The organism is Xylophilus rhododendri (assembly GCF_009906855.1).
In the GTDB taxonomy this organism is placed as follows: Bacteria; Pseudomonadota; Gammaproteobacteria; order Burkholderiales; family Burkholderiaceae_C; genus Xylophilus; species Xylophilus rhododendri.
The window spans coordinates 538,053-564,272 of record NZ_CP047650.1; the positions used below are offsets into that span (position 1 = coordinate 538,053).

Genomic DNA, 26,220 nt, shown 5'->3' on the forward strand with positions numbered 1-26,220 from the left:
ATCGGCCCCACGGGCGCCGGCTCGACCAGCTCGTTCAAGGGACCATGCAGCTCCAGCCCCAGCAAGCCGGGCGAGGCGTCATCCTGCCCGCCGGGATTGCTCCTCGGCATCGGCGCCTGCGATTCTTCCGTGTCCGCCACCTCTTCCAGGCGGTCGCGTCCGTGGCGCGGCAGAGGGTTCGAGTGGGCGCCGGATGCAATTGGCAGGTTCGGATAGGCCATGGCTGAGATGCTCTGCTCGCCGCGCGAAGTTGCAATCGCATGAGCATGGTGGCCACCGCCGCACTGCGCGCCCGGCAGTGCGATGTCCTGTCTGCGCCGGCGCAAGGAACAGGCCGGCAGCGCCGCTTTCAGCTACAGGAATTCGGGCGTCTGCACGGTGACGACGACCGTCTGCTCGGCCGGCTCGCCCTCGCGCTGCCGGCTGCGGTGGCGCAGCCACCAGACGGCGCCCTTGCGGATGGCGCAGTCGCTGGCCTGCAGGCCCAGCAACTGGGCGATGGTGCGGCCCAGCATGGGCTGATGGCCCACCACCAGGACGGCGCCGCGCGCATGCGGCCACTGCACCACGTTCAGCAGGTCCTCGGGCGTGCTTTCGGGCAGCAGCTCGGCGCGCAGCTTGTACTTGCGGCCCAGCGCGATGGCGGTCTGCTCGGTGCGCCGGGCGGGGCTGGCCATCATGCGCACGCCCTCGGGCAATTGCCGGTCCAGCCATTGCGCCATGCGCGCGGCCTGTTTTTCACCGCGCGCGGTCAGGGCGCGTTCCAGGTCCGGGATGTTCTCGTCGCGTTCCTCGGCTTCCGCGTGGCGCCAGAAGATCAGGTCCATCATGCGGCTCTTTCTCGCCGGCGGCCCGGCATGCGGTAACGGTCCATCAGGGCGGCCTGCGCGGCATGGCCGCCGTCGGGGGCGGGTTCGGTGCAGCGGTAGCGGCCGTCGGCGTCCAGGGTCCAGGCGTCGCGGCTGTCGCCGAGGTAGGCGACCAGGCATTCGTCGATGATGCGCTGGCGCAGCGCGGGGTCGCGCACCGGCCAGGCCAGTTCCACCCGGCGCAGCATGTTGCGGGTCATCCAGTCGGCGCTGGAGAGGTACAGCTCGTCGGCATCGCCGGTGCGGAAGTAGAAGACCCGGCTGTGCTCCAGGAAGCGGCCGATGACCGAACGCACCCGGATGTTCTCGGTGGCGCCCGGCTGCTGGGCCGGCAGCATGCAGGCGCCGCGCACGATCAGGTCGATGCGCACGCCGTCGCTGCCGGCGGCGATCAGGGCACGGATCAGGCGTTCGTCGGTCAGCGCATTCATCTTGACGACGATGCGGGTGTCCTGCCCGGCGCGCGCGGCGGCGGCGGTGGCCTCGATGCGGGCGACCAGCTGGTCCTGCAGTTCGAACGGGGCGAGCCAGAGCCGCTTGAGTCTGGGCAGCTGGTTCTGGCTGGCGAGATGGGCGAAGACGGCGTCCATGTCGGCCGTCAGCGCGGCATCGGCCGTCAGGTGGCTGATGTCGGTGTAGAGACGCGCGGTGCGGGCGTTGTAGTTGCCGGTGGAGAGATGGCCATAGCGGCGCAGCCGGCCGCCTTCGCGGCGGGTGACCAGCAGCATCTTGGCGTGCGTCTTCAGGCCCACCACGCCATAGACCACCTGCGCGCCGACCGATTCCAGCGCCTCGGCCCAGTTGATGTTGGCCTCTTCGTCGAAACGCGCCTTCAGTTCGACGACGGCGGTGACTTCCTTGCCCAGGCGCACCGCCTCGGTCAGCAGGTCGATCATCACCGACTCGGAACCGGTGCGGTAGATGGTCTGCTTGATCGCCAGCACCTGCGGATCGTGCACCGCCTCGCGCAGGAAATCGACGACGCCGTCGAAGCTCTCGAAAGGCTGGTGGATCAGCACGTCGCGCTCGCGCAGCTGCGAGAAGATGGACACGCCGCTGCGCAGGCCGGTGGGCTGCACCGGCGTCCAGCGGGAATACAGCAGGGCCGGGTCGTTGACCAGGTCGACCAGCTGCATCAGCCGCACCAGGTTCACCGGGCCATGCACCCGGTAGAGGGCGGCGTCGGGCAGGCGGAACTGCTTCTGCAGGAAGTCCAGCAGATGCTGCGAGCAACCGGAAGACACTTCCAGCCGCACCGCCTGGCCGTAATGGCGCAGGGTCAGGCCACGGCGCAGGGCGGTGCGCAGGTTGATGACCTCGTCCTCGTCGACCGCCAGGTCGGAATGGCGGGTGACGCGGAACTGCGAGAACTCCGTCATCTGCCGGCCGGGGAACAGCTCGCCCATGTGCGCCCGGATGACGCTGGACAGCATCACGAAGGACGCCCGTCCGCGCGCCACCTCGGCCGGCAGCCGGATGATGCGCGGCAGAACGCGCGGCACCTTCAGGATGGCGATCTCGTTCTCGCGTCCGAAGGCATCCGTGCCCTGCAGCCGCACGATGAAGTTGAGCGACTTGTTGGCGACCTGCGGAAAGGGATGGGCCGGATCCAGGCCGATCGGCACCAGCAGCGGCGCGACTTCGCGGTTGAAGTAGTCGCGCACCCATTTGCGCTGCGCATGGTTGCGCGCGCCATGGGACAGCAGGTGGATGCCGTTGGCGGCGAAAGCCGGGATCAGGGCATCGTTGTAGAGCGCGTACTGGCGTGCCACCAGTTCGTGGGCGGCATCGGCCAGCTTCTCGAAGGTGGCGGTGCTCTCACCGGGCTTGTCGCCATCGGCCAGCGCGCCGGCCAGATGGGGCGCGGCACGGACCTCGAAGAATTCGTCGAGGTTGGAGGACACGATGCACAGATAACGCAGCCGCTCCAGCAGCGGGACATCTTCGCGGCGGGCCCAATGGAAGACGCGTTCGTTGAAGGCCAGGATGCTGCGGTCGCGGTCGAGCAGGGCCAGGGGCGTGGGTGCTGCCGCGTCGATCACGACCGGCGCCGGCTCGGGCCCGGCCAGTTCGGGCAGGGTCGATGTGGTCTCGGGCGTGGCCACGCCAGGCACCGGCGGGACGGCGACCTCGGGGACGGGTACGGGTTCGGTGGAAGCGGGAGGAAAGACCGTCATCGAGGAAGAAAGGAAATCTGGCAGAGCATGCGCCTTAGCATGCCGCTGCCGTGTGACGGAAGGGTGACATTTCAATGACAGCCACTTTGCCCGCACTTCCGATCGTCAAAAAGCGGACTTATCCCAGGAAATGCTTGCGGTAGCGGGCCGGCAGGTCGGCGATGCGCATCAGCATCGGGATGTCGGCCGTGTTGAAGTCAGGATCCCAGGCCGGAGCGCCCAGCACCCTGGCGCCCATCCTCAGGTAGCCGCGGATCAGCGCCGGCGCCTCCACATCGAGCTGGTCATCCAGCCGTTCCAGCGGCAGCGCGAGCCGCGGCCGCACATGCACTTCCACCGGCGCGAGATGCGTCTGCCGCAATTGGCGCCAGATGCTGGCCGCGACGTCGCCGCCGAGCACGCCGTTGTGCACCATGGGGATGCTGGCGCAGCCGATCATGATGTCGAGCTGGTTGCGCACCATGAAGCCGGCGAGCGCGCCCCACAGCGCCATGATGACGCCGCCGCGGCGGTGGTCCGGATGCACGCAGCTGCGGCCCAGCTCCACCATGCGGTCACGCAGGCCGCGCAGGCGCACCAGGTCGAACTCGGTATCGCTGTAGGTGCTGCCGGCGCGTTTGGCCTGGGCCGGCGTGAGCACCCGGTAGGTGCCGACGACCGGGCCGCCGCGGCCTGCACGGATCAGCAGGTGTTCGCAGTAGTCGTCGAACAGGTCGATGTCGTGGCCGGGCAGCGGCGAGCGGATGCGGGCGCCCATTTCGCCGGCGAACACCTCGTGGCGCAGGCGCTGGGCCTCTCGCACCTCGTCGAGATGGCGGGCCCAGCAGACCTGCAGCTCCTCGACGCCGGGTTCCTGGAGGGCGAAGCCTTGCGCTGCGCCGGATGGCAGCGCAGGGCTCTGGCGGGGCAATTCACGCATGCACGGTCCTCGTTCTGGATGACACGAGGAGTTTGTTGGGCCGCCATGACGAATGCATGGCGCGGCGATGACGCCGACGTGACGCCGCGGCCGGCCGGCCGCGTGCGGTGGGGCTAGGCGGCTTCGGTCTGGACCGCGTCGGCCAGACGCTGCGCGCACTGCCGCGAGACCGCCGCATCGCGCGCCTCGACCATGATGCGCAGCAGCGGCTCGGTACCGCTGGCGCGTATCAGCACCCGCCCCTGCCCGCCCAGCTCCGTCTCCACCTCGCGGCAGACGGCGGCGAAGGCCTCGCTCTGCCGCCACGACCGGCCATCGGGCAGCGGCACGTTGAGCAGGGTCTGGGGAAACAGGCTGATCTCCGACAGCAGGCTGGCCATGCTGCGGCCGCTGCGCAGGCAGGCCTGCAGCACCTGCAGGGCGCTGATCAGGCCGTCGCCGGTGCTGTGCTTGTCCAGCGCCAGCAGATGGCCGGAGCCTTCCCCGCCGAGCAGCCAGCCGCGCGCGCCCAGTTCCTCCAGCACATGGCGATCGCCCACCTTGGCACGCACGAACTGCACACCGCGCGCCTGCAGGGCCAGCTCCACCGCCATATTGGTCATCAGCGTACCGACCACGCCGGGCGTGCTGTCGCGGGAGCCGGGTGCGACCAGGGGCTCGTCGTGGTCCAGGCGCGCGTTGGCGACTAGGTAGAGCAGCTCGTCGCCGTCGTAGAGCCGGCCGTCGCCATCGACCATCTTCAGCCGGTCGGCGTCGCCATCGAGGGCGATGCCGAAATCGGCGCCCCGGGCGCGGACCTCGGCCACCAGGGCTTGAGGATGGGTGGCACCCACCTCGCGGTTGATGTTGAGGCCGTCCGGCGCGCAGCCGATGGAAAAGACCTCGGCACCCAGCTCGTGGAAGACCTTGGGCGCGATGTGATAGGCCGCGCCATGCGCCGCATCGACCACGATCTTCAGTCCGCGCAGCGTCAGCGCGCTGGGAAAGGTGCTCTTGCAGAACTCGATGTAGCGGCCCGCGGCGTCGTCGAGCCGGCGCGCCTTGCCGATCACCATCGAATCGGCCCAGGCCGGCGGCTGCTCCAGGGCCTCTTCGACGGCCAGCTCCCAGCCATCGTCGAGCTTGTTGCCGTGCGCGCCGAAGAACTTGATGCCGTTGTCCTGGAAAGGATTGTGGCTGGCGCTGATGACCACGCCCAGGCTGGCGCGCAGCGCGCGGGTGAGGTAGGCCACGCCCGGCGTGGGCAGCGGGCCGAGCAGCACCACGTCCACGCCGGCCGAGTTGAAGCCGGATTCGAGCGCGCTTTCCAGCATGTAGCCCGACACGCGGGTGTCCTTGCCGATCATCACCCGCGGCCGGCTCTCGGTACGGCGCAGCACCTGGCCCACCGCATGCGCCAGGCGCAGGACGAAGTCGGCGGTGATCGGCGGGCGTCCCACCGTGCCGCGGATGCCGTCGGTGCCGAAATATTTGCGTGCCATCTTGTCTTTTCTTCCTGCTTCGGCGTCAGTGCGCCTTCGATTCCTGCCGCATAGCCGCCAGCACCTTCAAGGCGGCGACCGTCTCGGCCACATCGTGTACCCGCACCACGCTGGCGCCCTGCTCCACCGCCAGCACGGCGGCGACGATGCTGGGGACCAGGCGCTGTTCCACCGCCAGCCCGGTGACCGCGCCCAGCGAGGACTTGCGGGACCAGCCGGCGAGTATCGGATAGCCCCGCGGCGTGGCTTCGCGCTGGCGTGCCAGCAATGCAAAGTTCTGTGACACGGTCTTGCCGAAGCCCACGCCCGGGTCCAGCACGATGCGCTCCTCGGCGATGCCGGCATGACGCAGACGGTCGGCCTGCTGCAGCAGGAAGTCATGCACCTGCGGCACCGCATCGCCGGACATCGGCTGCTGCTGCATGGTCAGCGGCTCGCCCTGCATGTGCATCAGGCAGACACCGCACAGCGGGTGGGCCGCCACGGCCTCCAGCGCCCCGGGCGCACGCAAGGCCAGGATGTCGTTGACGATGTCCGCACCCGCGTCCAGCGCCGCCCGCATGACTTCCGGCTTCCTGGTATCGACCGACAGCGGCGCACCCAGGGACTGCGCCGCCCGCACCAGGGGGATGACACGCGCCAGTTCCTCGTCCACCGGCACCGGCGGGCTGCCCGGCCGGGTCGATTCCCCGCCGATGTCCAGGATGTGCGCGCCCTCCTTCAGCAGCTGCTCGCAGTGGCGCAAGGCCTGTGACAGGCCGGCATGGCGGCCGCCATCCGAGAACGAATCCGGCGTGACGTTGACGATCCCCATCACACGCGGCGTGGAGAGATCGATACGAAAGCGGAAGGTCTGCCAGATCATCGGGACGACGAAGAATTCGAAATACAAAAGCACAACGGGGCCGAAGCCCCGTCATCGATATCGCTGGAAAGCGGTGAACTCAGGCCGCGCTGGGCGCCGGTTCGGTCGCCACCGCGGCGTTGCCACCGCCCGGCTTGTCGCCGTTGTTCGGCGGGATGCGCGGCGTCCAGTCCTTGGGCGGACGGGGTTCGCGGCCGGCCATGATGTCGTCTAGCTGCTCGGAATCGATGGTTTCCCATTCCAGCAGCGCCTTGGCCATGGCGTGCATCTTGTCGCTGTGCTCTTCGATCAGGCGGCGGGCCAGTGAATACTGCTCGTCGATGATGCGGCGCACGGCTTCGTCGACCTTCTGCATGGTCTGCTCGCTCATGTTGGTGGTCTTGGTGACCGAGCGGCCCAGGAAGACTTCACCTTCGTTCTCGGCATAGACCATGGGGCCCAGGGCCTCAGTCATGCCGTACTTCATGACCATGTCGCGGGCCAGGTTGGTGGCGCGCTCGAAGTCGTTGGAAGCGCCGGTCGTCATCTGGTGCATGAAGACCTCTTCCGCGATCCGGCCGCCGAACAGCATGCTGATCTGGTTGAGCATGTAGTCGCGGTCGTAGCTGTAGCGGTCCTGCGCCGGCAGGCTCATGGTCACACCCAGGGCACGGCCGCGCGGAATGATGGTGACCTTGTGCACCGGATCACACTTGGGCAGCAGCTTGCCGATGAGGGCGTGGCCGGACTCGTGGTAGGCCGTGTTGCGGCGCTCTTCCTCGGGCATGACCATGCTCTTGCGCTCGGGGCCCATGAAGATCTTGTCCTTGGCGCGCTCGAAGTCCTGCATCTCGACGGTGCGGGCATTGCGGCGGGCGGCCATCAGGGCGGCTTCGTTGCACAGGTTGGCCAGGTCGGCGCCGCTCATGCCGGGGGTGCCGCGGGCGATGACGGACGGGTTCACGTCCTGGCCCAGCGGAACCTTGCGCATGTGCACGTTCAGGATCTGCTCGCGGCCGCGGATGTCCGGCAGCGTGACATAGACTTGGCGGTCGAAACGGCCAGGGCGCAGCAGGGCGGCATCCAGGATGTCGGGGCGGTTGGTGGCGGCCACCACGATCACGCCGAGGTTGGTCTCGAAGCCGTCCATCTCGACCAGCATCTGGTTCAGGGTCTGCTCGCGTTCGTCGTTGCCGCCGCCGAGGCCCGCGCCGCGCTGGCGGCCGACCGCGTCGATTTCATCGATGAAGATGATGCAGGGAGCATTCTTCTTGGCGTTCTCGAACATGTCGCGCACACGGGCCGCGCCCACGCCGACGAACATTTCCACGAAGTCCGAACCCGAGATGCTGAAGAAGGGAACCTTGGCCTCGCCGGCGATCGACTTGGCCAGCAGGGTCTTGCCGGTGCCCGGAGGGCCGACCAGCAGCAGGCCGCGGGGAATGCGGCCGCCGAGCTTCTGGAATTTCTGCGGGTCCTTCAGGAAGTCGACGACTTCCTTGACCTCTTCCTTGGCCTCGTCGCAACCGGCGACGTCGGCGAAGGTGACGGTGTTGTTGTTCTCGTCGAGCATGCGCGCCTTGCTCTTGCCGAAGCTGAAGGCGCCGCCCTTGCCGCCGCCCTGCATCTGGCGCATGAAATACACCCAGACGCCGATCAGCAGCAGCATGGGGCCCCAGCTGATCAGCAGGGAAACCAGCAGCGAGCCTTCTTCGCGCGGCTTGACGTCGAACTTGACGTTGTTGTTGATCAGGTCGCCGACCAGGCCGCGATCGAGGTAGGTGGCGGTGGTGCGCACCTTGCGGTCGTCGTTGGTGGTGGCGAGGATCTCGCTGCCGCCGCTCTGGCCTTCCTGGATGGTGGCGCTCTTGATGCGGTTGCCGCGGACTTCTTCGAGGAAGTCGGAATAGCCGATGTAGCCGGCGCCGGCATTGCCACGTGCGTCGAACTGTTTGAAGACAGTGAACAGCACCATCGCGATCACCAGCCAGACGGCGATCTTGGAAAACCACTGATTATTCAAGCGAGGCTCCGGTCGGGTACGTGGGGGGACATGGATGACCTATGTGTGACGCATTCTAGGGGTTTCAAGTAGGGCAACCGGATTTTCCGGCCCCTGCGGCCCCAGGGATCGCGCGGGTTTTAAGAAATTCGAATCCGGTCAGCCGAAGCTGCCGCCATCAGGACAAACCCGATTTCAGGCCGATGCCGACCAGGAAGTTTTCCGAGGACTTGTCGCGCGAGGCCTTGGGCTTGATCGGCTTGACGACCTTGAAGTGATCTTTGAACAGTTTCACCACATCGTTGTAACCACCTCCATGGAAGACCTTGGCCACCAGCGCGCCCTGCGGCGTGAGGTGCTGGCAGGAGAAATCCACCGCCAGTTCGATCAGGTGCACCATGCGCGCGGCGTCGGCGGAGGCGATGCCGGAGAGGTTGGATGCCATGTCGGAGACGACCAGGTCGGCCTGCCCGCCCTGCAGCGCTTCCTCCACCTCGGCCAGCACGGCCTCTTCGCGGAAGTCGCCCTGGATGAAGAGCACGCCCTCGATCGGCACCATCGGCAACAGGTCGACCGCCACGATGCGGCCATTGAGCGCGCCCACCGCTGCACCATCGGGAGACAGGCGGCGCCGCAGGTACTGGCTCCAGGCGCCGGGCGTGGAGCCGAGGTCGACCACCGTGTTGCCCGGCCGTACCAGGCCCAGCAGTTCGTCGATCTCCTTGAGCTTGTAGGCGGCGCGGGCCCGGTAGCCCTCCTTGGCGGCGAGCTTCACATAGGTGTCGTTGACATGCTCGTTCAGCCAGGCCTTGTTGACCTTGCTCGATTTGGTTTTGACCTTCACGGCTGGCCTTCACCGTTCAGGAAGAGTGCGCAAAAAGGCACTTTAGGGAACATATACATAAGCTTGGATAATACGGCCATGCCCCAGATTTCACTGACCCCCGCCGAACGTCGCGAAAAACGCGCCGATGCCCACCATCTCGACCCCGTGGTCATCGTCGGCTCCGACGGCCTGACGCCCGCCGTGCAGAAGGAGATCGACAACGCGCTCAACTCCCACGGCCTGATCAAGGTGCGTGTCTCCGCCGAAGACCGAACCGCGCGGGAACTGCTGTTCCAGACGCTCTCCGCCGACCTGAACGCCGCCCCGATCCAGCACATCGGCAAGCTGCTGGTGCTGTGGCGCCCGCCGGTCGAGAAGGTGCGTGAAGCCGCCTCCGGCGAGGACCGCATGCCCGGCCCGCGCGACGTGAAGGTGCTGAAGTACGGCCGCGGCGGCCAGCGCCCCGAGGTCAAGACCCTGCGTGTGCTGGGCAACCAGCGCCTGACGCCCGGCGGCCAGGTCAAGCGCATCAAGGTGCTGCAGAAGTCCGTCAAGAAGAATCAGCCCGACTGAAGCCGAGCGAACAAGGAGCCGGCGCGATGCAAGCGACCGCAGGCCAGCGCCATGTGCTGTGCATGAAGTGGGGCACGAAATACGGCCCCGAATACGTCAACAACCTCTACGGCATGGTGCGCCGCCATCTGAGCGGCGATTTCACTTTCGTCTGCCTCACGGACGACGCCGTGGGCATCCGGCCGGAGGTGACATGCCTGCCCCTGCCGCAGATGCCGATCAAGCCCGAGAAGCCAGGCGTGCCCGACCGCGCCTGGCGCAAGCTCAGCACCTTCAGTGCCGATCTGCACGGCCTGAAGGGCACGGCGCTCTATCTCGACGTGGACGTGGTGGTGGTGGGCAGCCTCGACGGCTTCTTCAGCCAGCCGGGCGAGTTCCTGATCATCAAGGACTACAAGCGGCCCTGGCGCATCACCGGCAACTCATCGGTGTACCGCTTCGAGATCGGGGCGCATCCGGACGTGCTGAGTTATTTCCACGCACACGAAGACGAGATCCGCCTGAAGTTCCGCAACGAGCAGGCCTATCTGTCGGACTACCTGCACCGCCAGGGCAAGCTGAAGTACTGGCCCGCGCGCTGGTGCCCGAGCTTCAAGTACCACAGCATCCCGCACTGGCCGTTCAACTACTTCCAGGAGCCGTCGATTCCGGCCGATGCACGGGTGGTGATCTTCCACGGCGAATGCAATCCGCCGGATGCCCTGCACGGCCAGCGCAACCGGCGCTTCCGCTTCATCAAGCCGGCTGGCTGGGTGGCGGATTACTGGAAGGCCTGAGCAGGCGCCAAAAGCACAGGCCGGCGCAGGCCCATTGCACGACATAGAGGCCGGTGCCGACCGAATGCCACAGGCGCAGGTTCTCCCGCGCCACGATGCGCGGAGCCACCGCGAATTCCGACAGCAGGGCCAGCAGCAGGCCGGCCAGCACCAGGGCGATCCAGCCGTAGTCCTGGGGCGCCGCGGCGCCGTCTTCCTGCGCCCTGCCCCGCCCGCGCGACGCCACGATCAGCAGCATGGCGCAGACGACCGAGATCCAGGTCTGGCCGCTGAAGAGCCGCGCCGCCATGCCGCCGGCCACGGCCACCGGTTGCAGATGGGCGAACAGCATGGGCACCACGAAGAAACCCAGCGTGGACAGGCTGCCCCACCAGAGGCCGGCCGCCAGGGTGCAGAAGCGGCGGTTCTGGATCATGGCCTCAGGCGTAGCGGACCGCGACGATCTCGTAGTTGCGCACGCCGCCCGGCGCCTGCACGCTGGCGACATCGCCTTCGTGCTTGCCGATGAGGGCGCGGGCGATGGGGCTGGAGACGTTGATCAGGCCCAGCTTCAGGTCGGCCTCGTCCTCGCCCACGATCTGGTAGGTGACCTTGTCGCCGGAGTCCTCGTCTTCCAGTTCGACCGTGGCACCAAAGACCACGCGGCCTTCGGCGTCGAGCGCGGTGGGATCGATGATCTGCGCGGCCGACAGTTTGCCCTCCACCTCCTGGATGCGGCCTTCGATGAAGCCCTGGCGGTCCTTGGCGGCGTCGTACTCGGCGTTCTCGCTCAGGTCGCCCTGGGCACGTGCCTCGGCGATGGCCTGGATGATGGCCGGACGCTCCACCGTCTTGAGCTGGTGCAGCTCGGTCTTCAGTTTTTCGGCTCCGCGCTTGGTGATCGGGATGGTGTTGGCCATGTGGTTCTACTCTCCAAAAACAAAACGCCGGACTTCGATGGTCCGGCGATGAATGCGTGAGGGGCGCTGAACGCTAGGGAATCAGCGGGTGCCCCGCCAGCCGCGTCAGGATTGCAAGCGGACTGGACGCCACATTGTATTGCGCCTCGGGCGGCAGATGCAGGGTCTGCTCCAGCATGAACTGGCCGCCCATGACGGCATGCGGCGTCTGGTCGGAGAAGCACACCCAGGCCGATCCGGCCGCGAAGGGCATGGTGGCCTGCGGCGCGTTCTGCTGGTAGAGCGCATCGCCCTTCATGCCGTCGTGCAGCTGCAGCATCAGGTGGTCGTATTCGCTGCGCAGCGACTTGGTGACGCCGATCTTCTGCAGCAGCTTGGCCTGCCAGCGCGCGTACGGCCTGGCCTTGGGCAGGAAGCGGCGGGCCACGTCCTCGAAAGGCTCGCCCACGCGCCACACGCGGGGCTGGCCCATCGGGTTGACGTTGGCGAAGACCCGCAGGATGCGCTCGCCGCGGTTGGGCCGCGAGGGGAAGGCATCCACATGCAGGCGCTTGTCGTCGGCACGCCAGGACTGGGTGCGGCTCTCGACCTGGGTGGGCCGGAAGCTGGTCGGCGCCAGGCGCAGATGCGGCCGGTAATCCGGCAGCAGGCCGTGCACCAGCGCCACGGCGTTGGCGCGGAAGCGGCCGACCATCGCGGCGAGATCCTTCTGTTCCTCGGCGCTGCCGGCCGCGCCCTTGAGCTGGCCCTGCGCATCCAGGCTGATGTTGCGTTTGCCCTCGGCCAGCATGTCGGGCCGCAGCAGCGCTGCCTCCTGCGGCCAGAGCGTGAAGTGCAGCCGCGGGAAGTACAGCACCTTGCCGGCCTCGACCGCGGCGATCAGGGCCGGATCGGCCTCGGCCGCCTTCCAGTCCGCCAGGTCGAGTTCGAGGATCTGCTTTTCCACGGCCGCGCTCCTTCCGGTCAGGCGATCAGCTGCGCGTGCATTTCCTGCACCGAGATCACGCCCAGCCCGTCCACATGGGCCAGGCCCTCGACCGCCGCCTCGGCACCCGAAATGGTGGTGAAGGTGGTGACACGGGCCAGCAGCGAGGAGGTGCGGATCTGGCGCGAGTCGGAGATCGCGTTGCGGCGTTCCTCGACCGTGTTGACCACCATCACGATCTCGTTGTTCTTGATCATGTCGACCACATGCGGACGGCCTTCGGTGACCTTGTTGACCGTCTCCACCGGGATGCCGGCCGCCGAGATGGCGGCTGCCGTGCCCTTGGTCGCGACCAGGGTGAAGCCCAGCTCGACCAGCTGGCGCGCCACTTCCACGGTGCGCGGCTTGTCGTTGTTCTTCACCGTCAGGAAGACCTTGCCTTCGCGCGGCAGCTTGGTGCCGGCGCCGAGCTGGCTCTTCACGAAGGCTTCGCCGAAGGTCTTGCCCACGCCCATGACTTCGCCGGTGGACTTCATCTCGGGGCCGAGGATGGTGTCCACGCCCGGGAACTTCACGAAGGGGAAGACGGCTTCCTTCACGCTGAAGTACGGCGGGTTGACTTCCTTGGTCACGCCCTGCGAGGCCAGCGACTGGCCGGCCATGCAGCGCGCCGCCACCTTGGCCAGCTGCACGCCGGTGGCCTTGCTGACGAAGGGCACGGTGCGCGAGGCACGCGGGTTGACTTCCAGCACGAAGATCACGTCCTCGCCATCGACCTGCTGGATGGCGAACTGCACGTTCATCAGCCCGACCACGTTGAGCGCGCCGGCCATGGCGGCCGACTGGCGCTTCAACTCGTCGACCGTGGCGGCCGACAGGTAGTAAGGCGGCAGCGAACAGGCCGAGTCGCCCGAGTGCACGCCGGCCTGCTCGATGTGCTCCATCACGCCGCCGATGAAGGTGGCGCCGGTGTTGTCGCGGATGCAGTCCACGTCGCATTCGATGGCGTCGTTGAGGAAGCGGTCCAGCAGCACCGGGGAATCGTTGCTGACCTTCACCGCCTCGCGCATGTAGCGCTCCAGGTCGCGCTGCTCGTGCACGATTTCCATGGCACGGCCGCCCAGCACATAGCTGGGCCGCACCACCAGGGGGTAGCCCAGGGCGGCGGCCTTTTCCAGCGCTTCCGGCTCGGTGCGCGCGGTGGCGTTGGGCGGCTGGCGCAGGCCCAGGTCCTGCAGCAGCTTCTGGAAGCGTTCGCGGTCTTCGGCCGCGTCGATCATGTCCGGCGTGGTGCCGATGATCGGCACGCCTTCGGCTTCCAGGCCGAGGGCGAGCTTGAGCGGCGTCTGGCCGCCGTACTGCACGATCACGCCGACCGGCTTTTCCTTGTCGACGATCTCGAGCACGTCTTCCAGCGTCAGCGGCTCGAAGTACAGGCGGTCGGAGGTGTCGTAGTCGGTGGAGACGGTCTCGGGATTGCAGTTGACCATGATGGTCTCGTAGCCGTCCTCGCGCATGGCGAGTGCGGCATGCACGCAGCAGTAGTCGAACTCGATGCCCTGGCCGATGCGGTTGGGACCGCCGCCCAGCACCATGATCTTCTTGTTGCCGGTGGGCGCCGCCTCGCACTCGTCCTCGTAGGTCGAGTACATGTAGGCGGTGTCGGTGGCGAACTCGCCGGCGCAGGTGTCCACCCGCTTGTAGACCGGGCGCACCCGCAGGGCGCGGCGGGCTTCGCGCACCGCCTTCTCGCTGGTGTGCAGCAGCTTGGCCAGGCGGCGGTCGGAGAAGCCCTTGGACTTCAGCGTGCGCAGCGTGACGGCGTCCAGCGATGCCAGCGCGCCCTCGCCCTTGGAGGCGGCGAGTTCGTCGAGTTCGAGCTCGATCTTCACGATCTCCTCGATCTGCACCAGGAACCAGGGGTCGATCTTGGTCAGCGCGAAGACCTCGTCCACGCTCATGCCCAGGCCGAAGGCATCGCCCACGTACCAGATGCGCTCGGGGCCGGGCTCGCCGAGTTCCTTTTCCAGGACCTCGCGGTCCTTGGTCTTCTCGTTCATGCCGTCCACGCCCACTTCCAGGCCGCGCAGGGCTTTCTGGAAGGACTCCTGGAAGGTGCGGCCCATGGCCATGACTTCGCCGACCGACTTCATCTGGGTGGTCAGGCGGCTGTCGGCCGTGGGGAACTTCTCGAAGGCAAAACGCGGGATCTTGGTGACCACGTAGTCGATGCTGGGCTCGAAGCTGGCCGGCGTGGCGCCGCCGGTGATGTCGTTGCGCAGCTCGTCGAGCGTGTAGCCGATGGCCAGCTTGGCCGCGACCTTGGCGATCGGGAAACCGGTGGCCTTGGACGCCAGCGCGGAGGAACGCGAGACCCGCGGGTTCATCTCGATGACGACCATGCGGCCGTCCTTCGGGTTGATCGAGAACTGCACGTTGGAGCCGCCGGTGTCCACGCCGATCTCGCGCAGCACGGCCAGCGAGGCGTTGCGCAGGATCTGGTATTCCTTGTCGGTGAGCGTCTGGGCGGGCGCCACGGTGATCGAGTCGCCGGTGTGCACGCCCATCGGGTCCAGGTTCTCGATGGAGCAGACGATGATGCAGTTGTCCGCCTTGTCGCGGACCACTTCCATCTCGTATTCCTTCCAGCCGAGCAGCGATTCCTCGATCAGCAGCTCGTTGGTGGGCGAGGCTTCCAGGCCGCGCTTGCAGATGACTTCGAACTCTTCGGCGTTGTAGGCGATGCCGCCGCCGGTGCCGCCCAGCGTGAAGCTGGGGCGGATCACGGTCGGGAAACCCAGGCCCTTCTGCACGGCCCAGGCCTCGTCCATCGAATGGGCGATGCCCGACCGGGCCGAGCCCAGGCCGATCTTGGTCATCGCGTCCTTGAACTTCAGGCGGTCCTCGGCCTTGTCGATGGCTTCGGGCGTGGCGCCGATCAGCTCGACCTTGTATTTGTCCAGCACGCCGTTGTGCCACAGATCGAGGGCGCAGTTCAGCGCGGTCTGGCCGCCCATGGTGGGCAGGATGGCGTCGGGGCGTTCCTTGGCAATGATCTTCTCGACCGTCTGCCAAGTGATGGGCTCGATGTAGGTGACGTCGGCCGTGGCCGGGTCGGTCATGATCGTGGCGGGATTGCTGTTGATCAGGATGACCTTGTAGCCCTCCTCGCGCAGCGCCTTGCAGGCCTGCACGCCGGAGTAGTCGAACTCGCAGGCCTGGCCGATGACGATCGGGCCGGCGCCGATGATGAGGATGCTTTTGAGGTCTAGGCGCTTAGGCATTTTTCTGCTTGTCCATCAGGGCTGCGAAACGGTCGAACAGATAGGAAATATCGTGCGGACCGGGCGAGGCTTCCGGATGTCCCTGGAAGCAGAAGGCGGGCTTGGACACATGGGCCAGGCCTTGCAGCGTGTTGTCGAACAGGCTGATGTGGGTGGGCCGCAGGGTGGCGGGCAGCGATTCGGCATCGACCGCGAAGCCGTGGTTCTGGCTGGTGATGCTGACCCGGCCGTTGTCCAGGTCCTTGACCGGATGGTTGGCGCCGTGGTGGCCGAACTTCATCTTGTAGGTCTTGGCGCCCATGGCCAGGGCCATGATCTGGTGGCCCAGGCAGATGCCGAAAGTGGGCACGCCGGCCTCGATCAGCTCGCGCGCGGCGCGCACCGCGTAGTCGCAGGGCTCCGGATCGCCGGGGCCGTTGGCCAGGAAGACGCCATCGGGTGCGAGCTTGAGCACATCGGCCGCGCTGGTCTCCGCCGGCACCACGGTGATCTGCGCGCCGCGCTCGGCGATCATGCGCAGGATGTTCTTCTTCACGCCGAAGTCGAAGGCCACCACATGGTGGCGCGGCGCGATCTGCATGCCGTAGCCCTGGCCGAGCTTCCACTCGGTCTGGGTCCACTCGTAGGGCTGCTTCACGCTGACGACCTTGGCCAGGTCCAGGCCGGCCATGTTGGGCGCGCCCTTGGCCTGGGCGACGGCACGGGTGATCTGCGCCTGCGTGGCTTCCTCGCCGACCGGCAGGCCGACGATGCAGCCGTTCTGCGCGCCCTTGCTGCGCAGGTGGCGGGTGAGCTGGCGGGTGTCGATGCCGGCGATGGCGACCGTGTTCTCGCGCACCAGGTACTGGTTGAGCGTGAGGGTCTTGCGGAAGTTGGAGGCGACCAGCGGCAGGTCGCGGATGATCAGGCCGGCGGCATAGACCTTGTCGGCTTCGATGTCCTCGTCGTTGACGCCGTAGTTGCCGATGTGCGGATACGTCAGGGTGACGATCTGCTGGCAATAGCTGGGGTCGGTGAGGATTTCCTGGTAGCCGGACATCGCGGTGTTGAACACCACTTCGCCGACGGTGGAGCCGGTGGCTCCGATCGATTGGCCGAGAAAGACTGTGCCGTCTGCAAGCGCCAGGATGGCGGATGGGAATTTTCCCTTGAGAGACAAGAGCACGGGGTTCTCCGAATGGTTACGGTCGCCCGGCGCGGCTTCCGGCCTTGCAAAGAAGGCCCGAAGTGGCTGCTCGTCTGGAGGGAGAAGGCTTTGGCGCGGGAGGCGACGCGATTGAGGGAAAGCCCCCGATTATAGCCTCTGTGGACTAGCCGCCCCGGGCTCAGGAGGCATCCATCCATGCACAGCACGCATGACGCGTGCCGCCCGGGTCAGCGCGCGGCGCCGCTGGCGTGCAGGCAGATCGCGGCGGCCGCTGCCACGTTGAGCGACTCCTCGCCGCCTGGCTGGGCGATGCGGATGCGCTGCGAGGCCAGTGCCTCCAGCTCGGCCGAGACGCCCTGCCCTTCGTGGCCCAGCAGCCAGGCGCAGGGCCATGGCATGGGCGCGCGGTGCAGCAGTTCGCCGCCGTGCGAGCTGGTCGCCAGCACCGGCACACGCAGGCGGGCGATGTCTTCCAGCGCCAGGCCTTCCAAGAGCTGCAGCCCGAAATGCGCCCCCATGCCGGCGCGCAGCACCTTGGGTGACCACAGCGCGGCCGTGCCCTTGATCGCCAGCACCTGCGCAAAACCGAAAGCCGCGGCGCTGCGCAGGATGGAGCCGACGTTGCCGGCGTCCTGCACCCGGTCGAGAACGACCGCGGCCCCTTGCGGATCGACCGTGCCCGAGGCCGGCAGCTCGACGAGGAATCCCATGGGCGAAGGCGACTCCAGGCTGCTGATCTCGCCCAGCAGCTTGTCGGCCACGATCACATTGCGGACAGCCGCGCCGCCGAACTCGCCGCGCCAGCGCGGCCAGGCGCTTTCGCCGAACACCGCCGTGGCCGGCCGCCAGCCGCGCAGCAGCGCGGCGCGGCAGAGATGGTCGCCTTCGAGCCAGACCCGGCCCAGCTTGCGGTAGGCGTGGTTGTCCTGGGCCAGCTTGCGCAGTTCGCGCACCAGCGGGTTGTCGCGCGAGGCGATGAACAGCGCTTCTTCGTTCATGCGGCGCTCGTGCCACGTACCACGCGCCGGCGCAGCGGCGGGATCACGGGTTTGAGCAGGGGATCGTCAGAAGGCATCAGCGCCGGCACGGCCAGCGGCAGCGGCGTACTCGCGGCCAGATGCACCGCCGCCACCGGCGAGAAGGAACGCCGGTGATGCTCGCAGGCGCCGTGCTGGCGCAGCGCGGCCAGGTGTTCAGCCGTGCCATAGCCCTTGTGGCGGGCAAAGCCGTAATGCGGATATTGCAGGTCGAGTTCCACGCACAGCCGGTCGCGGTGCACCTTGGCCAGGATGGAGGCGGCCGAGATCGATTTGACCAGCGCATCGCCCTTGACGATGGCCTCGGCCAGCACATCCAGCGTGGGCAGGCGGTTGCCGTCGACCAGCACCTTGGCGGGCTTCAGCCGCAGGCCCTCGACCGCCCGGCGCATCGCCAGCATGGTGGCCTGCAGGATGTTGATGCCGTCGATCTCCTCGACGCTGGCCACGCCGATGGCGCAGCACAGCGCCCGTTCGCGGATCTGGTCGTAGAGGCGTTCGCGCTGCAGGGCCGTCAGCACCTTGGAATCGGCCAGGCCGCGGATGCGGCTGGGCTCGTCGAGGATGACGGCCGCCGCCACCACCGGGCCGGCCAGCGGGCCGCGGCCGGCCTCGTCCACGCCGGCCACCAGGCCGGGGACGTCCCAGGACAGGGACACCTGTTCAGCGGTTTTCAAGGACTTTCTGGAGGGCATCTGCGCAAAGCGTGGGCGTGTCGCGCAGCAGCTCGTGGTGCAGCGCGGTGAATCGTTCGGTGAGCGCCGCGATTTTCCCGGGAGACGCCAGCCATGCCAAGACCGCATCGGCCATGGCACGCGGCGTGGCCTGGTCCTGCAGCAGCTCGGGCACCACGAATTCGCGGCACAGGATGTTGGGCAGGCCCACCCAGGGTTGCAGGCGCTTGGGGGCCATCAGGCGCCAGCTCAGCCAGTGCATGTTGTAGGCGATGACCATGGGGCGCTTGAACAGCGCGGCCTCCAGGGTGGCGGTGCCGCTGGCGATCAGCGTGGCGTCGCAGGCGGCCAGCACCTGGTGGGAGCGGCCTTCGACGATCTGGATCGACTCGGCCATGCCGGCCTGCGCGGCGACCTGGGCGATGCGCTCACGCAGGGCGGGGATCGCCGGGACGACGAATCGCATCCCGGGCCGCTCGGCCCGCAGCAGCTTGCAGGCATCGAAGAAGCGGCGCGCCAGGTACTGCACCTCGGAGGCGCGGCTGCCGGGCAGCACGGCCAACACTTCGGCATCCGCCGGCAGGCCCAGCGCGGCGCGGGCGTCTGCACGGTCGGGCTGCAGCGGGATCATGTTGGCCAGCGGATGGCCGACGTAGCTCGCCGAAATGCCGTGTCGGGCCAGCAGCTCGGGCTCGAAGGGAAAGATGCACAGCACATGGTCGGTGCTGCGCCGGATCTTCTCCACCCGCTCGGGCCGCCAGGCCCAGACCGAAGGCGCGACGAAATGCACGCAGGGGATGCCGGCGGCCTTGAGGTCGGCTTCCAGGTCGAGATTGAAATCGGGCGCGTCCACGCCGATGAAGACATCGGGTTTGTCCTGCAGCAGCCGATCGCGCAGCTGGCGGCGGATGCCGACGATTTCCCGGTAGTGGCGCAGCACTTCGACATAGCCGCGCACGGCCAGCTTGTCGCTGGGCCACCAGGCCTCGAAGCCGCGCCTGCCCATTTGCGGGCCGCCGATGCCGGCGCTGGACATGTCGGGCCAGCGGGTCTTGAGCCCGTCCAGCATCAGCCCGGCAAGCAGATCGCCGGAAGTCTCGCCCGCGACCAGCGCGGCCTGCAGGTGCGCCGGTACAGGAGAGACCATGGCGCTAGCGGACGATGCCGCGCTGCGGCGAGGCGGTGCGCAGGAAGTCCAGCATCATGGCCACGTCGCCCTCGGAGCCGACGAAACGCCCGGGCAGCTCGGCGATGCGCTTCTGCGACTCCTCCAGCGTGAGGCCGTCGCGGTACAGCGCCTTGTGCATGGCCTTCACGGCCGCGATGCGCTCGGGCGAGAAACCACGGCGGCGCAGACCTTCGAAGTTCATCGAACGGGCGCCGGCCGGCTGGCCCTGGCTCATCACGAAGGGCGGCTGGTCGGCGAAGAGCAGCGAACACATGGCCGTCATGCCGTGGGCGCCGATGCGCACGAACTGGTGCACCACGGTGAAGCCGCCCAGGATCACCCAGTCGCCCACTTCCACATGCCCTGCCAGCTGCGAGTTGTTGGCGAAGATGGTGTGGTTGCCCACCAGCACGTCATGCGCCAGGTGCACATAGGCCATGATCCAGTTGTCGTCGCCCACCCGCGTGACGGCGCCGCCACCGGGCGAGCCGATGTTGAAGGTGCAGAACTCGCGGATGGTGTTGCGGTCACCGATCACCAGTTCGCAGGGCTCGCCCGCGTACTTCTTGTCCTGCGGCACCGCGCCCAGCGAATTGAACTGGAAGATGCGGTTGTCGCGGCCGATGGTGGTGTGGCCCTCGATCACGCAATGGGCGCCCACGGTGGTGCCCGCGCCGATCTTCACGTGCGGGCCGATCACGGTGTAGGGGCCGATCTCGACCGTGCCGTCGATCTGCGCGCCCGGCGCCACCAGCGCGGTCGGATGGATGGATGGATTCACGCCCTGCTCCTGCCGGCTGAGATCAGGCGATGGTCCGCATGGTGCACATCAGCTCGGCTTCGCAGGCGATGTCCTCGCCCACGCGGGTGGTGCCCTTGAACTTGAAGATGCCGGCCTTCATGCGCTCCAGCGAGACCTCCATGCGCAGCTGGTCGCCCGGCTCCACCGGGCGCTTGAAACGCGCGCCGTCGATGCCGGCGAAGTAGTAGACGGTCTTGTCGTCCGGCACCACGCCCAGGGTGTCGAAGGCCAGCAGCGCGGCGGCCTGGGCCATGGCTTCGAGGATCAGCACGCCCGGCATCACCGGGCGGTGCGGGAAGTGCCCGGTGAAGAAGGGCTCGTTGATCGTGACGTTCTTCAGCGCCAGGATGCGTTTGCCCTTTTCCAGCTCGAGAACCCGGTCCACCAGCAGGATGGGGTAACGGTGGGGCAGCTGCTTGAGGATCTGGTGGATGTCCAACATCGAAGGCTTCAGGTGTCTTTGTTCTGGAGATGCTGCTCGAGCGACTTGATGCGCTCGCGCAGCTTGTGGAGTTGCCGCAGCGTGGCGGCGTTCTTTTCCCAGCTCTTATTGTCGTCGATGGGAAAGACGCCGCTGTACTGGCCGGGCTGGAGGATGGAGCGCATGACCGTGGAGGCGGCCGAGATGTGCACGTTGTCGGCCAGTGTCAGGTGGCCGAGCACCACCGCGCCGCCGCCGACCGTGCAGTGCTCGCCGATGCGCGCGCTGCCCGCCACGCCGGCATTGCCGGCCAGCGCGCTGTGGCGGCCGATGCGCACGTTGTGGGCGATCTGCACCAGGTTGTCGATCTTGACGCCATCCTCGATCACCGTGTCTTCGAGCGCGCCGCGGTCTATGCAGCTGTTGGCGCCGATCTCCACGTCGTCGCCGATGCGCACCGCGCCCAGCTGCTCGATCTTGATCCACTCGCCCTGGTGCAAGGCGAAGCCGAAGCCGTCGGCGCCGATCACCACGCCGGCATGCAGGATGCCGCGTGCGCCGATGCTGCAGTATTCGCCCACGGTGACACGCGAGGCGAGAACGGTATCGACACCGATCGAGGCACCCCGCTCCACCACGCACAGCGGCCCGATGGAAGCGGTGGGATGCACTAGAGCCGAAGGATCGACCACCGCGCTGGGATGGATGCCCGCCGGCCGGCCGCTGCCCAGGCGCCGCTTCCACAGCTGCGTGAGCTGTGCGAAGTACACATAGGGGGCTTCGGTGACGATGCAGGCGCCGCGCTCGCGGGCCGCATCGGCCATGGCCGGCGCCACGATCACGCAGGCCGCCTGCGAGGCGGCCAGCTGCTGGGCGTAGCGGGGATGGCTGAGAAAGGCGATATCGCCCGGGCCCGCCGTCTCCAGCGGTGCGATGCCGCGGACAAGCACCTGGCCGTCGCCGTGCAGCTCGCCGCCGAGTTCGGCGACCAGCTGCTGCAGGCTCAGGGTGGCGGCGCTGCCGCCGCTCGCGGCAGACGAGGCCACGGGTTTACTTGGACGCCGGAGCGGTCGTCGTGGTGCCGGCCGAGTTCAGCGCCTTGATGACGCGGTCGGTGATGTCGTACTTGGGGTTGATGTAGACGGCTTCCTGCAGGATGACGTCGTACTTCTCGGTCTCGGCGACCTGACGGACCACGCGGTTGGCGCGCTCCAGCACCTGCTGGAGTTCCTCGTTCTTGCGGGAGTTCAGGTCTTCCTGGAACTCGCGGCGCTTGCGCTGGAAATCGCGGTCCTGCTCGACCAGGCCACGCTGGCGGGTGGCGCGCTGGCCATCGCTGAGCGTGGGCGCTTCTTTTTCGAACTTGTCGGTGGCCGCCTTCAGGGTGGCGCCCAGGTCCTGCAGGTCTTTCTCGCGCTTGGAGAATTCCTGTTCGAGCTTGGACTGGGCAGCCTTGGCGGGCGTGGCCTCGCGGAAGATGCGGTCGGTATTGACAAAGCCGACGCGGAAATCGTCTGCCTGGGCGGGGGCCGCGCAGGCTGCCGCCGCAAGCAGGGCACCGATGGCGCCTTGGCGGATAAAAGCGTTCATTAGAAAGAGCTTCCGATCTGGAATTGGAACTTCTGGATTCTATCGCCCGGCTCCTTGCGGACCGGGTTGGCAATGGCGATTCGCAGAGGGCCGACCGGGGATACCCAGCTCAGGCCCAGGCCGACCGAGGCGCGCATTTCACCAAAGTCGAAGCGCTGGTTCTCGCCGTAGACATTACCGACGTCGGTGAAGCCGAAGATACGCAGGGTGCGGTCGTTGCCGGCGCCGGGGAACGGCGCCGAGACCTCGGCGTTCAGGGTGATCTTCTTGGCGCCGCCGACCGAGGCGCCGGTCACGTCGCGCGGGCCCAGCGTGCCCTGCTCGAAACCACGCACCGAACCCAGGCCGCCGGAGTAGAAGTTCTTGAAGATGGGGAACGGCAGGCCGTTCAGGCCCTTGCCGGCGCCGAGTTCGGAGTTGAGCGCCAGGGTGTACTTCTTGGTGATCGGGTAGTACTGCTGGAACTGGTAGTTGCCGCGCACGTAACGGGCATCGCCGGCCACGCCGAGTTCGGAGTTGAAACGCTGGTAGCGGCCGCTGCTGGGCGAGAGCGCGCTGTCGCGGCTGTCGCGGGCCCAGCCCACGGTCAGCGGCACCGAGTAGCTCACGTAGCCGACCTGCTCCGCATAGGACAGGTAGCTCGCCGGGATGTTGGTGCCCGGCTTGATCTCGGTGCGCTCGGCGCCGGCGCCGAAGAACACGGTGTCGAGTTCGCTGAAGGGCACGCCGAAACGCATGCTGGCGCCGGAGGTCAGCAGCCGGTAGTTGCCGCCCTGGTCCTGGTAGGGACGCGAGGAGCGGGTGTACAGGTCGATGGTTCGTGAGATGCCATCCGGCGTGAAGTACGGGTTGGTCGTGCTCAGCACGATGGCGCGGTTGTACTTGCTGGTGTTGACGTCGATGCCCAGGTAGTTGCCGGTGCCGAAGACGTTTTCCTGCTTGATGCCGAAGGTCAGCGCGACCTTCTCGGCGCTGGAGAAGCCGGCGCCCAGCGACAGGCTGCCGGTGGGCTTTTCCACCAGGTTGACCACCACGTCGACCTGGTCGGGCGAGCCGGCCACGTCCTGCGTCTCGATGTCGACCGAGCTGAAGTAGCCCAGGCGGTCGATGCGGTCGCGCGAGAGCTTGATCTTGTCGCCGTTGAACCAGCTGGATTCGAACTGGCGGAACTCGCGGCGCACCACTTCGTCGCGGGTGCGGTTGTTGCCGGCCACCGAGATGCGGCGCACATAGGCGCGGCGCGAGGGCTCGGCCTGCAGCACCAGGGCGACGCGGTTGTTGGCGCGGTCGATGTCGGGCACCGGCTCGACCCGGGCGAAGGCGAAGCCGAAGGCGCCGAAGTGGTCGGTGAAGGCCTTGGTGGTCTGCGCGACCTGCTCGGAGTTGTAGGGCTCGCCGGGCACGATCTTGACCAGGGACTTGAACTCTTCCTCGCGGCCCAGGTAGTTGCCTTCGAGCTTCACGCCCGAGACCACGTAGCGCTGGCCTTCGGTGACGTTGATCGTCACGCTGATGTCCTGCTTGTTGGGCGAGATGGCGACCTGCGTCGAATCGACGCGGAACTCCATGTAGCCGCGCTGCAGGTAGTAGGAGCGCAGGGTTTCCAGGTCGGCGTTGAGCTTGGCGCGGGCGTAGCGGTCGGACTTGGTGTACCAGCTCAGCCAGCCGCCGGTGTCCAGGTCGAACAGGCCCTTCAGGGTGCCTTCGCTGAAGGCCTTGGCGCCGGTGATGCGGATGTCCTTGATGCGGGCCGGCTCGCCTTCGCTCACGGTGAAGGTGAGGTTGACGCGGTTGCGCTCGATCGGCGTGACCGTGGTGACGATCTCGGCGCCGTAGAGGCTGCGGTTGACGTACTGGCGCTTCAACTCCTGCTCGGCGCGGTCGGCCAGGGCCTTGTCGAAGGGGCGGCCTTCGGTCAGGCCGATGTCGCGCATGGCCTTCTTCAGGGTGTCCTTGTCGAATTCCTTGGCACCGGCGAAGTCGATGCCGGCCACCGTGGGACGTTCCTCGACGATGACGGTCAGCACATTGCCGCGGGCTTCCAGGCGCACGTCCTTGAACAGGCCCAGGGCGAACAGCGAACGGATGGCGCCAGCGCCCTTCTCGTCGTTGTAGTTGTCGCCCACCCGGAACGGCAGCGAGGCGAACACGGTGCCCGGCTCCACGCGCTGCAGGCCTTCGACGCGGATATCGGCGAGAGTGAAGGGATCGATGGCCCAGGCAGCCTGCGCTGCGAACAGCAGTGCGGCCACCGCGGAGGCGGCCTTCAGGCGAAAACCGAAGATGTTTTGCTTCATGTACGCGGAGAGGAAAATGTGCCGGCGACCGCGACTGTCGGTCACGGTCAACGCGGGATTATGACGGAGGCCGGCGCGGCCGCCGACACGGATACAGGTTCATCGCCTGCAAAGTCGCGTGAGAGAAGGTGCAAAACGCTCCGCTCAACCAAAGATGCGGCTGACGTCGTTGAACAGCGCGATCGACATCGCCAGCAGCAGCACCGCCACGCCGCCGCGCTGCAGGCGGCTGAGCCAGGCCTCGGAAACGCCCCTGCCGGTGATGGCCTCCCAGGCATACATCACGAGGTGGCCGCCGTCGAGCACCGGCAGCGGCAGCAGGTTGAGCACACCCAGGCTGACGCTGATCAGGGCCAGGAACACCAGGTACTGCACGATGCCGAGCTTGGCCGAACGGCCGGCGTAGTCGGCGATGGTCAGCGGGCCGGAGAGGTTCTTCAGCGAGGCTTCGCCGATCACCATGCGGCCCATCATGCGCAGGCTGAGCGAGGAGACTTCCCAGGTGCGGGTGACGCCGCGCCACAGGCCCTCGGCCACGCCGTAACGCACCCGCACGACTTCTGGCGGGCCGCCGACGTAAGCGCCGATGCGGCCGAAGCTGCTGCCGTTCTCGGTGACGACGGCCGGGGTGACGGTCAGGCGCACGGTGGCACCTGCGCGTTCCACTTCCCAGGGCTGCGGCAGCGGCTTGCCGTCGCGTACCGCGGCGCGGATCAGGTCGCGCAGCTGCACGCCGTCGGCCACCGGGGTGTCGCCGATGCGGCGCACGATGTCTCCGCGCTTCAGGCCGCCGGCCGCGGCGGCGCCGCCTTCCTGCACGTCGCCGACCAGCGGCGTGGTCAAGGGGCCGAGGATGCCGATCTCGCGCGCCATGGCGGCATCGGCCTCGCGGCTGGACAGATGATCGAGCGGCAGCTCCACATGGCGGCGCGCGCCGTCGCGGCCGGCCACTTCCAGCGACAGCGCCCTGCCCTCCAGCGCGGCGCGGGTCATCTGCCAGTGCAGGTCGTCGAAGGACCGCACCACAGCCGGCGTGGCGCCGGGGGCGGCCACGGTGAGCACTTCATCGCCGCCGCGCAGGCCGGCCTTGGCGGCCACCGAAGCGGCCACGGGTTCGGCCAGGCGGGCGACGGGCTCGTCGGTGCCGATCCAGCTGACAGCTGCATACAGGGCGATGGCCAGCAGCAGGTTGGCGGCCGGGCCGGCGGCCACGATGGCGGCGCGCCGGGCCACCGGCTGAGTGTTGAAGGCCAGGTGGCGTTCGGCCGGATCGACTGGCGCCTCGCGCTCGTCGAGCATGCGCACATAGCCGCCCAGGGGCAGCGCCGACAGGGTGAACTCGGTGGGCGAGCCGGGTTTCTGCCAGCGCAGCAGGACCGGGCCGAAGCCGATGGAAAAACGCAGCACCTTCACGCCGCAGGCGCGCGCCACGCGGTAGTGCCCGTACTCGTGCACGGCGATCAGGATGGCCAGCGCCACGAGGAAGGCCACGACGGTCATCAGCATCGA

23 protein-coding genes are annotated in these 26,220 nt (G+C 67.6%); 2 read left to right on the top strand and 21 right to left on the bottom strand.

What is annotated here, in order from left to right; all coding sequences use genetic code 11:
• Positions 1–353: 353 nt before the first annotated feature.
• From GT347_RS02515 to GT347_RS02545, 7 genes are all read right to left on the bottom strand, one after another.
• Entirely contained in the window at positions 354–830 is a 477-nt protein-coding gene (locus GT347_RS02515) for a SixA phosphatase family protein (protein ID WP_160550474.1), read from the bottom strand.
• Positions 827–3,046: a polyphosphate kinase 1 gene (ppk1, locus tag GT347_RS02520; RefSeq protein WP_160550475.1), complete on the bottom strand. Its 2,220-nt coding sequence runs from the start codon at positions 3,044–3,046 to the stop codon at positions 827–829. The genes GT347_RS02515 and ppk1 overlap by 4 nt, the downstream gene beginning before the upstream one ends.
• Positions 3,047–3,164: 118 nt before the next feature.
• Positions 3,165–3,965 (bottom strand): GNAT family N-acetyltransferase, encoded by an 801-nt coding sequence (locus GT347_RS02525; RefSeq protein ID WP_160550476.1) that lies wholly within the window; start codon positions 3,963–3,965, stop codon positions 3,165–3,167.
• 113 nt (positions 3,966–4,078) lie between these two features.
• Positions 4,079–5,446 carry a phosphoglucosamine mutase gene (gene glmM, locus GT347_RS02530; protein WP_160550477.1) on the bottom strand — a complete coding sequence of 456 codons (1,368 nt, stop codon included), beginning with the start codon at positions 5,444–5,446 and terminating at the stop codon, positions 4,079–4,081.
• A gap of 25 nt (positions 5,447–5,471) precedes the next feature.
• Positions 5,472–6,311, bottom strand: coding sequence for a dihydropteroate synthase (gene folP / locus GT347_RS02535; RefSeq protein WP_160550478.1), 840 nt, complete (start codon positions 6,309–6,311; stop codon positions 5,472–5,474).
• A gap of 79 nt (positions 6,312–6,390) precedes the next feature.
• A complete protein-coding gene (gene ftsH / locus GT347_RS02540; protein WP_160550479.1) occupies positions 6,391–8,313 on the bottom strand; it encodes an ATP-dependent zinc metalloprotease FtsH in 1,923 nt (640 codons plus the stop codon).
• A 157-nt stretch (positions 8,314–8,470) separates the two neighbouring features.
• Entirely contained in the window at positions 8,471–9,136 is a 666-nt protein-coding gene (locus GT347_RS02545; protein WP_160550480.1) for an RlmE family RNA methyltransferase, read from the bottom strand.
• A 78-nt stretch (positions 9,137–9,214) separates the two neighbouring features.
• Between GT347_RS02545 and GT347_RS02550 the strand changes: the two genes are divergently transcribed.
• Positions 9,215–9,691, top strand: coding sequence for a YhbY family RNA-binding protein (locus GT347_RS02550; RefSeq protein WP_160550481.1), 477 nt, complete (start codon positions 9,215–9,217; stop codon positions 9,689–9,691).
• A gap of 26 nt (positions 9,692–9,717) precedes the next feature.
• A complete protein-coding gene (locus GT347_RS02555) occupies positions 9,718–10,467 on the top strand; it encodes a glycosyltransferase (RefSeq protein ID WP_160550482.1) in 750 nt (249 codons plus the stop codon).
• Here GT347_RS02555 and GT347_RS02560 read toward each other — a convergent pair.
• The 14 genes from GT347_RS02560 to rseP form a co-directional block, all read right to left on the bottom strand.
• Positions 10,427–10,882 carry a DUF4149 domain-containing protein gene (locus GT347_RS02560; RefSeq protein ID WP_160550483.1) on the bottom strand — a complete coding sequence of 152 codons (456 nt, stop codon included), beginning with the start codon at positions 10,880–10,882 and terminating at the stop codon, positions 10,427–10,429. The two genes, GT347_RS02555 and GT347_RS02560, sit on opposite strands and share 41 nt — an antisense overlap.
• A gap of 4 nt (positions 10,883–10,886) precedes the next feature.
• Positions 10,887–11,366 (bottom strand): transcription elongation factor GreA, encoded by a 480-nt coding sequence (greA, locus tag GT347_RS02565; protein WP_160550484.1) that lies wholly within the window; start codon positions 11,364–11,366, stop codon positions 10,887–10,889.
• Positions 11,367–11,439: 73 nt separating this feature from the next.
• Complete coding sequence (locus GT347_RS02570) at positions 11,440–12,312, bottom strand: Kdo hydroxylase family protein (RefSeq protein WP_160550485.1); 873 nt, start codon at positions 12,310–12,312, stop codon at positions 11,440–11,442.
• 17 nt (positions 12,313–12,329) lie between these two features.
• On the bottom strand, positions 12,330–15,575 hold the full coding sequence (carB, locus tag GT347_RS02575; protein ID WP_160550486.1) for a carbamoyl-phosphate synthase large subunit: 3,246 nt from the start codon (positions 15,573–15,575) through the stop codon (positions 12,330–12,332).
• Positions 15,568–16,740: a glutamine-hydrolyzing carbamoyl-phosphate synthase small subunit gene (carA, locus tag GT347_RS02580; protein ID WP_160550487.1), complete on the bottom strand. Its 1,173-nt coding sequence runs from the start codon at positions 16,738–16,740 to the stop codon at positions 15,568–15,570. Before carA ends, carB begins: the two co-directional genes overlap by 8 nt.
• 209 nt (positions 16,741–16,949) lie before the next feature.
• On the bottom strand, positions 16,950–17,720 hold the full coding sequence (locus GT347_RS02585) for a TrmH family RNA methyltransferase (protein ID WP_160550488.1): 771 nt from the start codon (positions 17,718–17,720) through the stop codon (positions 16,950–16,952).
• Entirely contained in the window at positions 17,717–18,454 is a 738-nt protein-coding gene (gene rnhB / locus GT347_RS02590) for a ribonuclease HII (protein ID WP_160550489.1), read from the bottom strand. The genes GT347_RS02585 and rnhB overlap by 4 nt, the downstream gene beginning before the upstream one ends.
• The gene (lpxB, locus tag GT347_RS02595) at positions 18,423–19,580 is read right to left on the bottom strand and encodes a lipid-A-disaccharide synthase (protein WP_195812393.1); all 1,158 of its coding nucleotides are present in this window, start codon (positions 19,578–19,580) and stop codon (positions 18,423–18,425) included. The genes rnhB and lpxB overlap by 32 nt, the downstream gene beginning before the upstream one ends.
• Before the next feature lie 4 nt (positions 19,581–19,584).
• Positions 19,585–20,382 carry an acyl-ACP--UDP-N-acetylglucosamine O-acyltransferase gene (gene lpxA / locus GT347_RS02600; RefSeq protein ID WP_160550490.1) on the bottom strand — a complete coding sequence of 266 codons (798 nt, stop codon included), beginning with the start codon at positions 20,380–20,382 and terminating at the stop codon, positions 19,585–19,587.
• A 22-nt stretch (positions 20,383–20,404) separates the two neighbouring features.
• On the bottom strand, positions 20,405–20,845 hold the full coding sequence (fabZ, locus tag GT347_RS02605; protein WP_160550491.1) for a 3-hydroxyacyl-ACP dehydratase FabZ: 441 nt from the start codon (positions 20,843–20,845) through the stop codon (positions 20,405–20,407).
• Between the two features lie 8 nt (positions 20,846–20,853).
• Entirely contained in the window at positions 20,854–21,831 is a 978-nt protein-coding gene (gene lpxD / locus GT347_RS02610) for a UDP-3-O-(3-hydroxymyristoyl)glucosamine N-acyltransferase (RefSeq protein WP_160555193.1), read from the bottom strand.
• Between the two features lie 43 nt (positions 21,832–21,874).
• Entirely contained in the window at positions 21,875–22,414 is a 540-nt protein-coding gene (locus GT347_RS02615; RefSeq protein WP_160550492.1) for an OmpH family outer membrane protein, read from the bottom strand.
• Entirely contained in the window at positions 22,414–24,711 is a 2,298-nt protein-coding gene (bamA, locus tag GT347_RS02620; RefSeq protein WP_160550493.1) for an outer membrane protein assembly factor BamA, read from the bottom strand. The genes GT347_RS02615 and bamA overlap by 1 nt, the downstream gene beginning before the upstream one ends.
• A 144-nt stretch (positions 24,712–24,855) precedes the next feature.
• On the bottom strand, positions 24,856–26,217 hold the full coding sequence (gene rseP, locus GT347_RS02625) for an RIP metalloprotease RseP (protein ID WP_160550494.1): 1,362 nt from the start codon (positions 26,215–26,217) through the stop codon (positions 24,856–24,858).
• Positions 26,218–26,220 lie beyond the last annotated feature (3 nt).

Excerpts from the sequence above, each read along its gene's own strand:
- GT347_RS02515 (WP_160550474.1), bottom strand. The coding sequence starts at position 830 with ATGATGGACCTGATCTTCTGGCGCCACGCGGAAGCCGAGGAACGCGAC.
- ppk1 (WP_160550475.1), bottom strand. The coding sequence starts at position 3,046 with ATGACGGTCTTTCCTCCCGCTTCCACCGAACCCGTACCCGTCCCCGAG.
- GT347_RS02525 (WP_160550476.1), bottom strand. The coding sequence starts at position 3,965 with ATGCGTGAATTGCCCCGCCAGAGCCCTGCGCTGCCATCCGGCGCAGCG.
- glmM (WP_160550477.1), bottom strand. The coding sequence starts at position 5,446 with ATGGCACGCAAATATTTCGGCACCGACGGCATCCGCGGCACGGTGGGA.
- folP (WP_160550478.1), bottom strand. The coding sequence starts at position 6,311 with ATGATCTGGCAGACCTTCCGCTTTCGTATCGATCTCTCCACGCCGCGT.
- GT347_RS02550 (WP_160550481.1), top strand. The coding sequence starts at position 9,215 with ATGCCCCAGATTTCACTGACCCCCGCCGAACGTCGCGAAAAACGCGCC.
- GT347_RS02555 (WP_160550482.1), top strand. The coding sequence starts at position 9,718 with ATGCAAGCGACCGCAGGCCAGCGCCATGTGCTGTGCATGAAGTGGGGC.
- GT347_RS02560 (WP_160550483.1), bottom strand. The coding sequence starts at position 10,882 with ATGATCCAGAACCGCCGCTTCTGCACCCTGGCGGCCGGCCTCTGGTGG.
- greA (WP_160550484.1), bottom strand. The coding sequence starts at position 11,366 with ATGGCCAACACCATCCCGATCACCAAGCGCGGAGCCGAAAAACTGAAG.
- carB (WP_160550486.1), bottom strand. The coding sequence starts at position 15,575 with ATGCCTAAGCGCCTAGACCTCAAAAGCATCCTCATCATCGGCGCCGGC.
- GT347_RS02585 (WP_160550488.1), bottom strand. The coding sequence starts at position 17,720 with ATGAACGAAGAAGCGCTGTTCATCGCCTCGCGCGACAACCCGCTGGTG.
- rnhB (WP_160550489.1), bottom strand. The coding sequence starts at position 18,454 with ATGCCCTCCAGAAAGTCCTTGAAAACCGCTGAACAGGTGTCCCTGTCC.
- lpxB (WP_195812393.1), bottom strand. The coding sequence starts at position 19,580 with ATGGTCTCTCCTGTACCGGCGCACCTGCAGGCCGCGCTGGTCGCGGGC.
- fabZ (WP_160550491.1), bottom strand. The coding sequence starts at position 20,845 with ATGTTGGACATCCACCAGATCCTCAAGCAGCTGCCCCACCGTTACCCC.
- GT347_RS02615 (WP_160550492.1), bottom strand. The coding sequence starts at position 22,414 with ATGAACGCTTTTATCCGCCAAGGCGCCATCGGTGCCCTGCTTGCGGCG.
- bamA (WP_160550493.1), bottom strand. The coding sequence starts at position 24,711 with ATGAAGCAAAACATCTTCGGTTTTCGCCTGAAGGCCGCCTCCGCGGTG.
- rseP (WP_160550494.1), bottom strand. The coding sequence starts at position 26,217 with ATGCTGATGACCGTCGTGGCCTTCCTCGTGGCGCTGGCCATCCTGATC.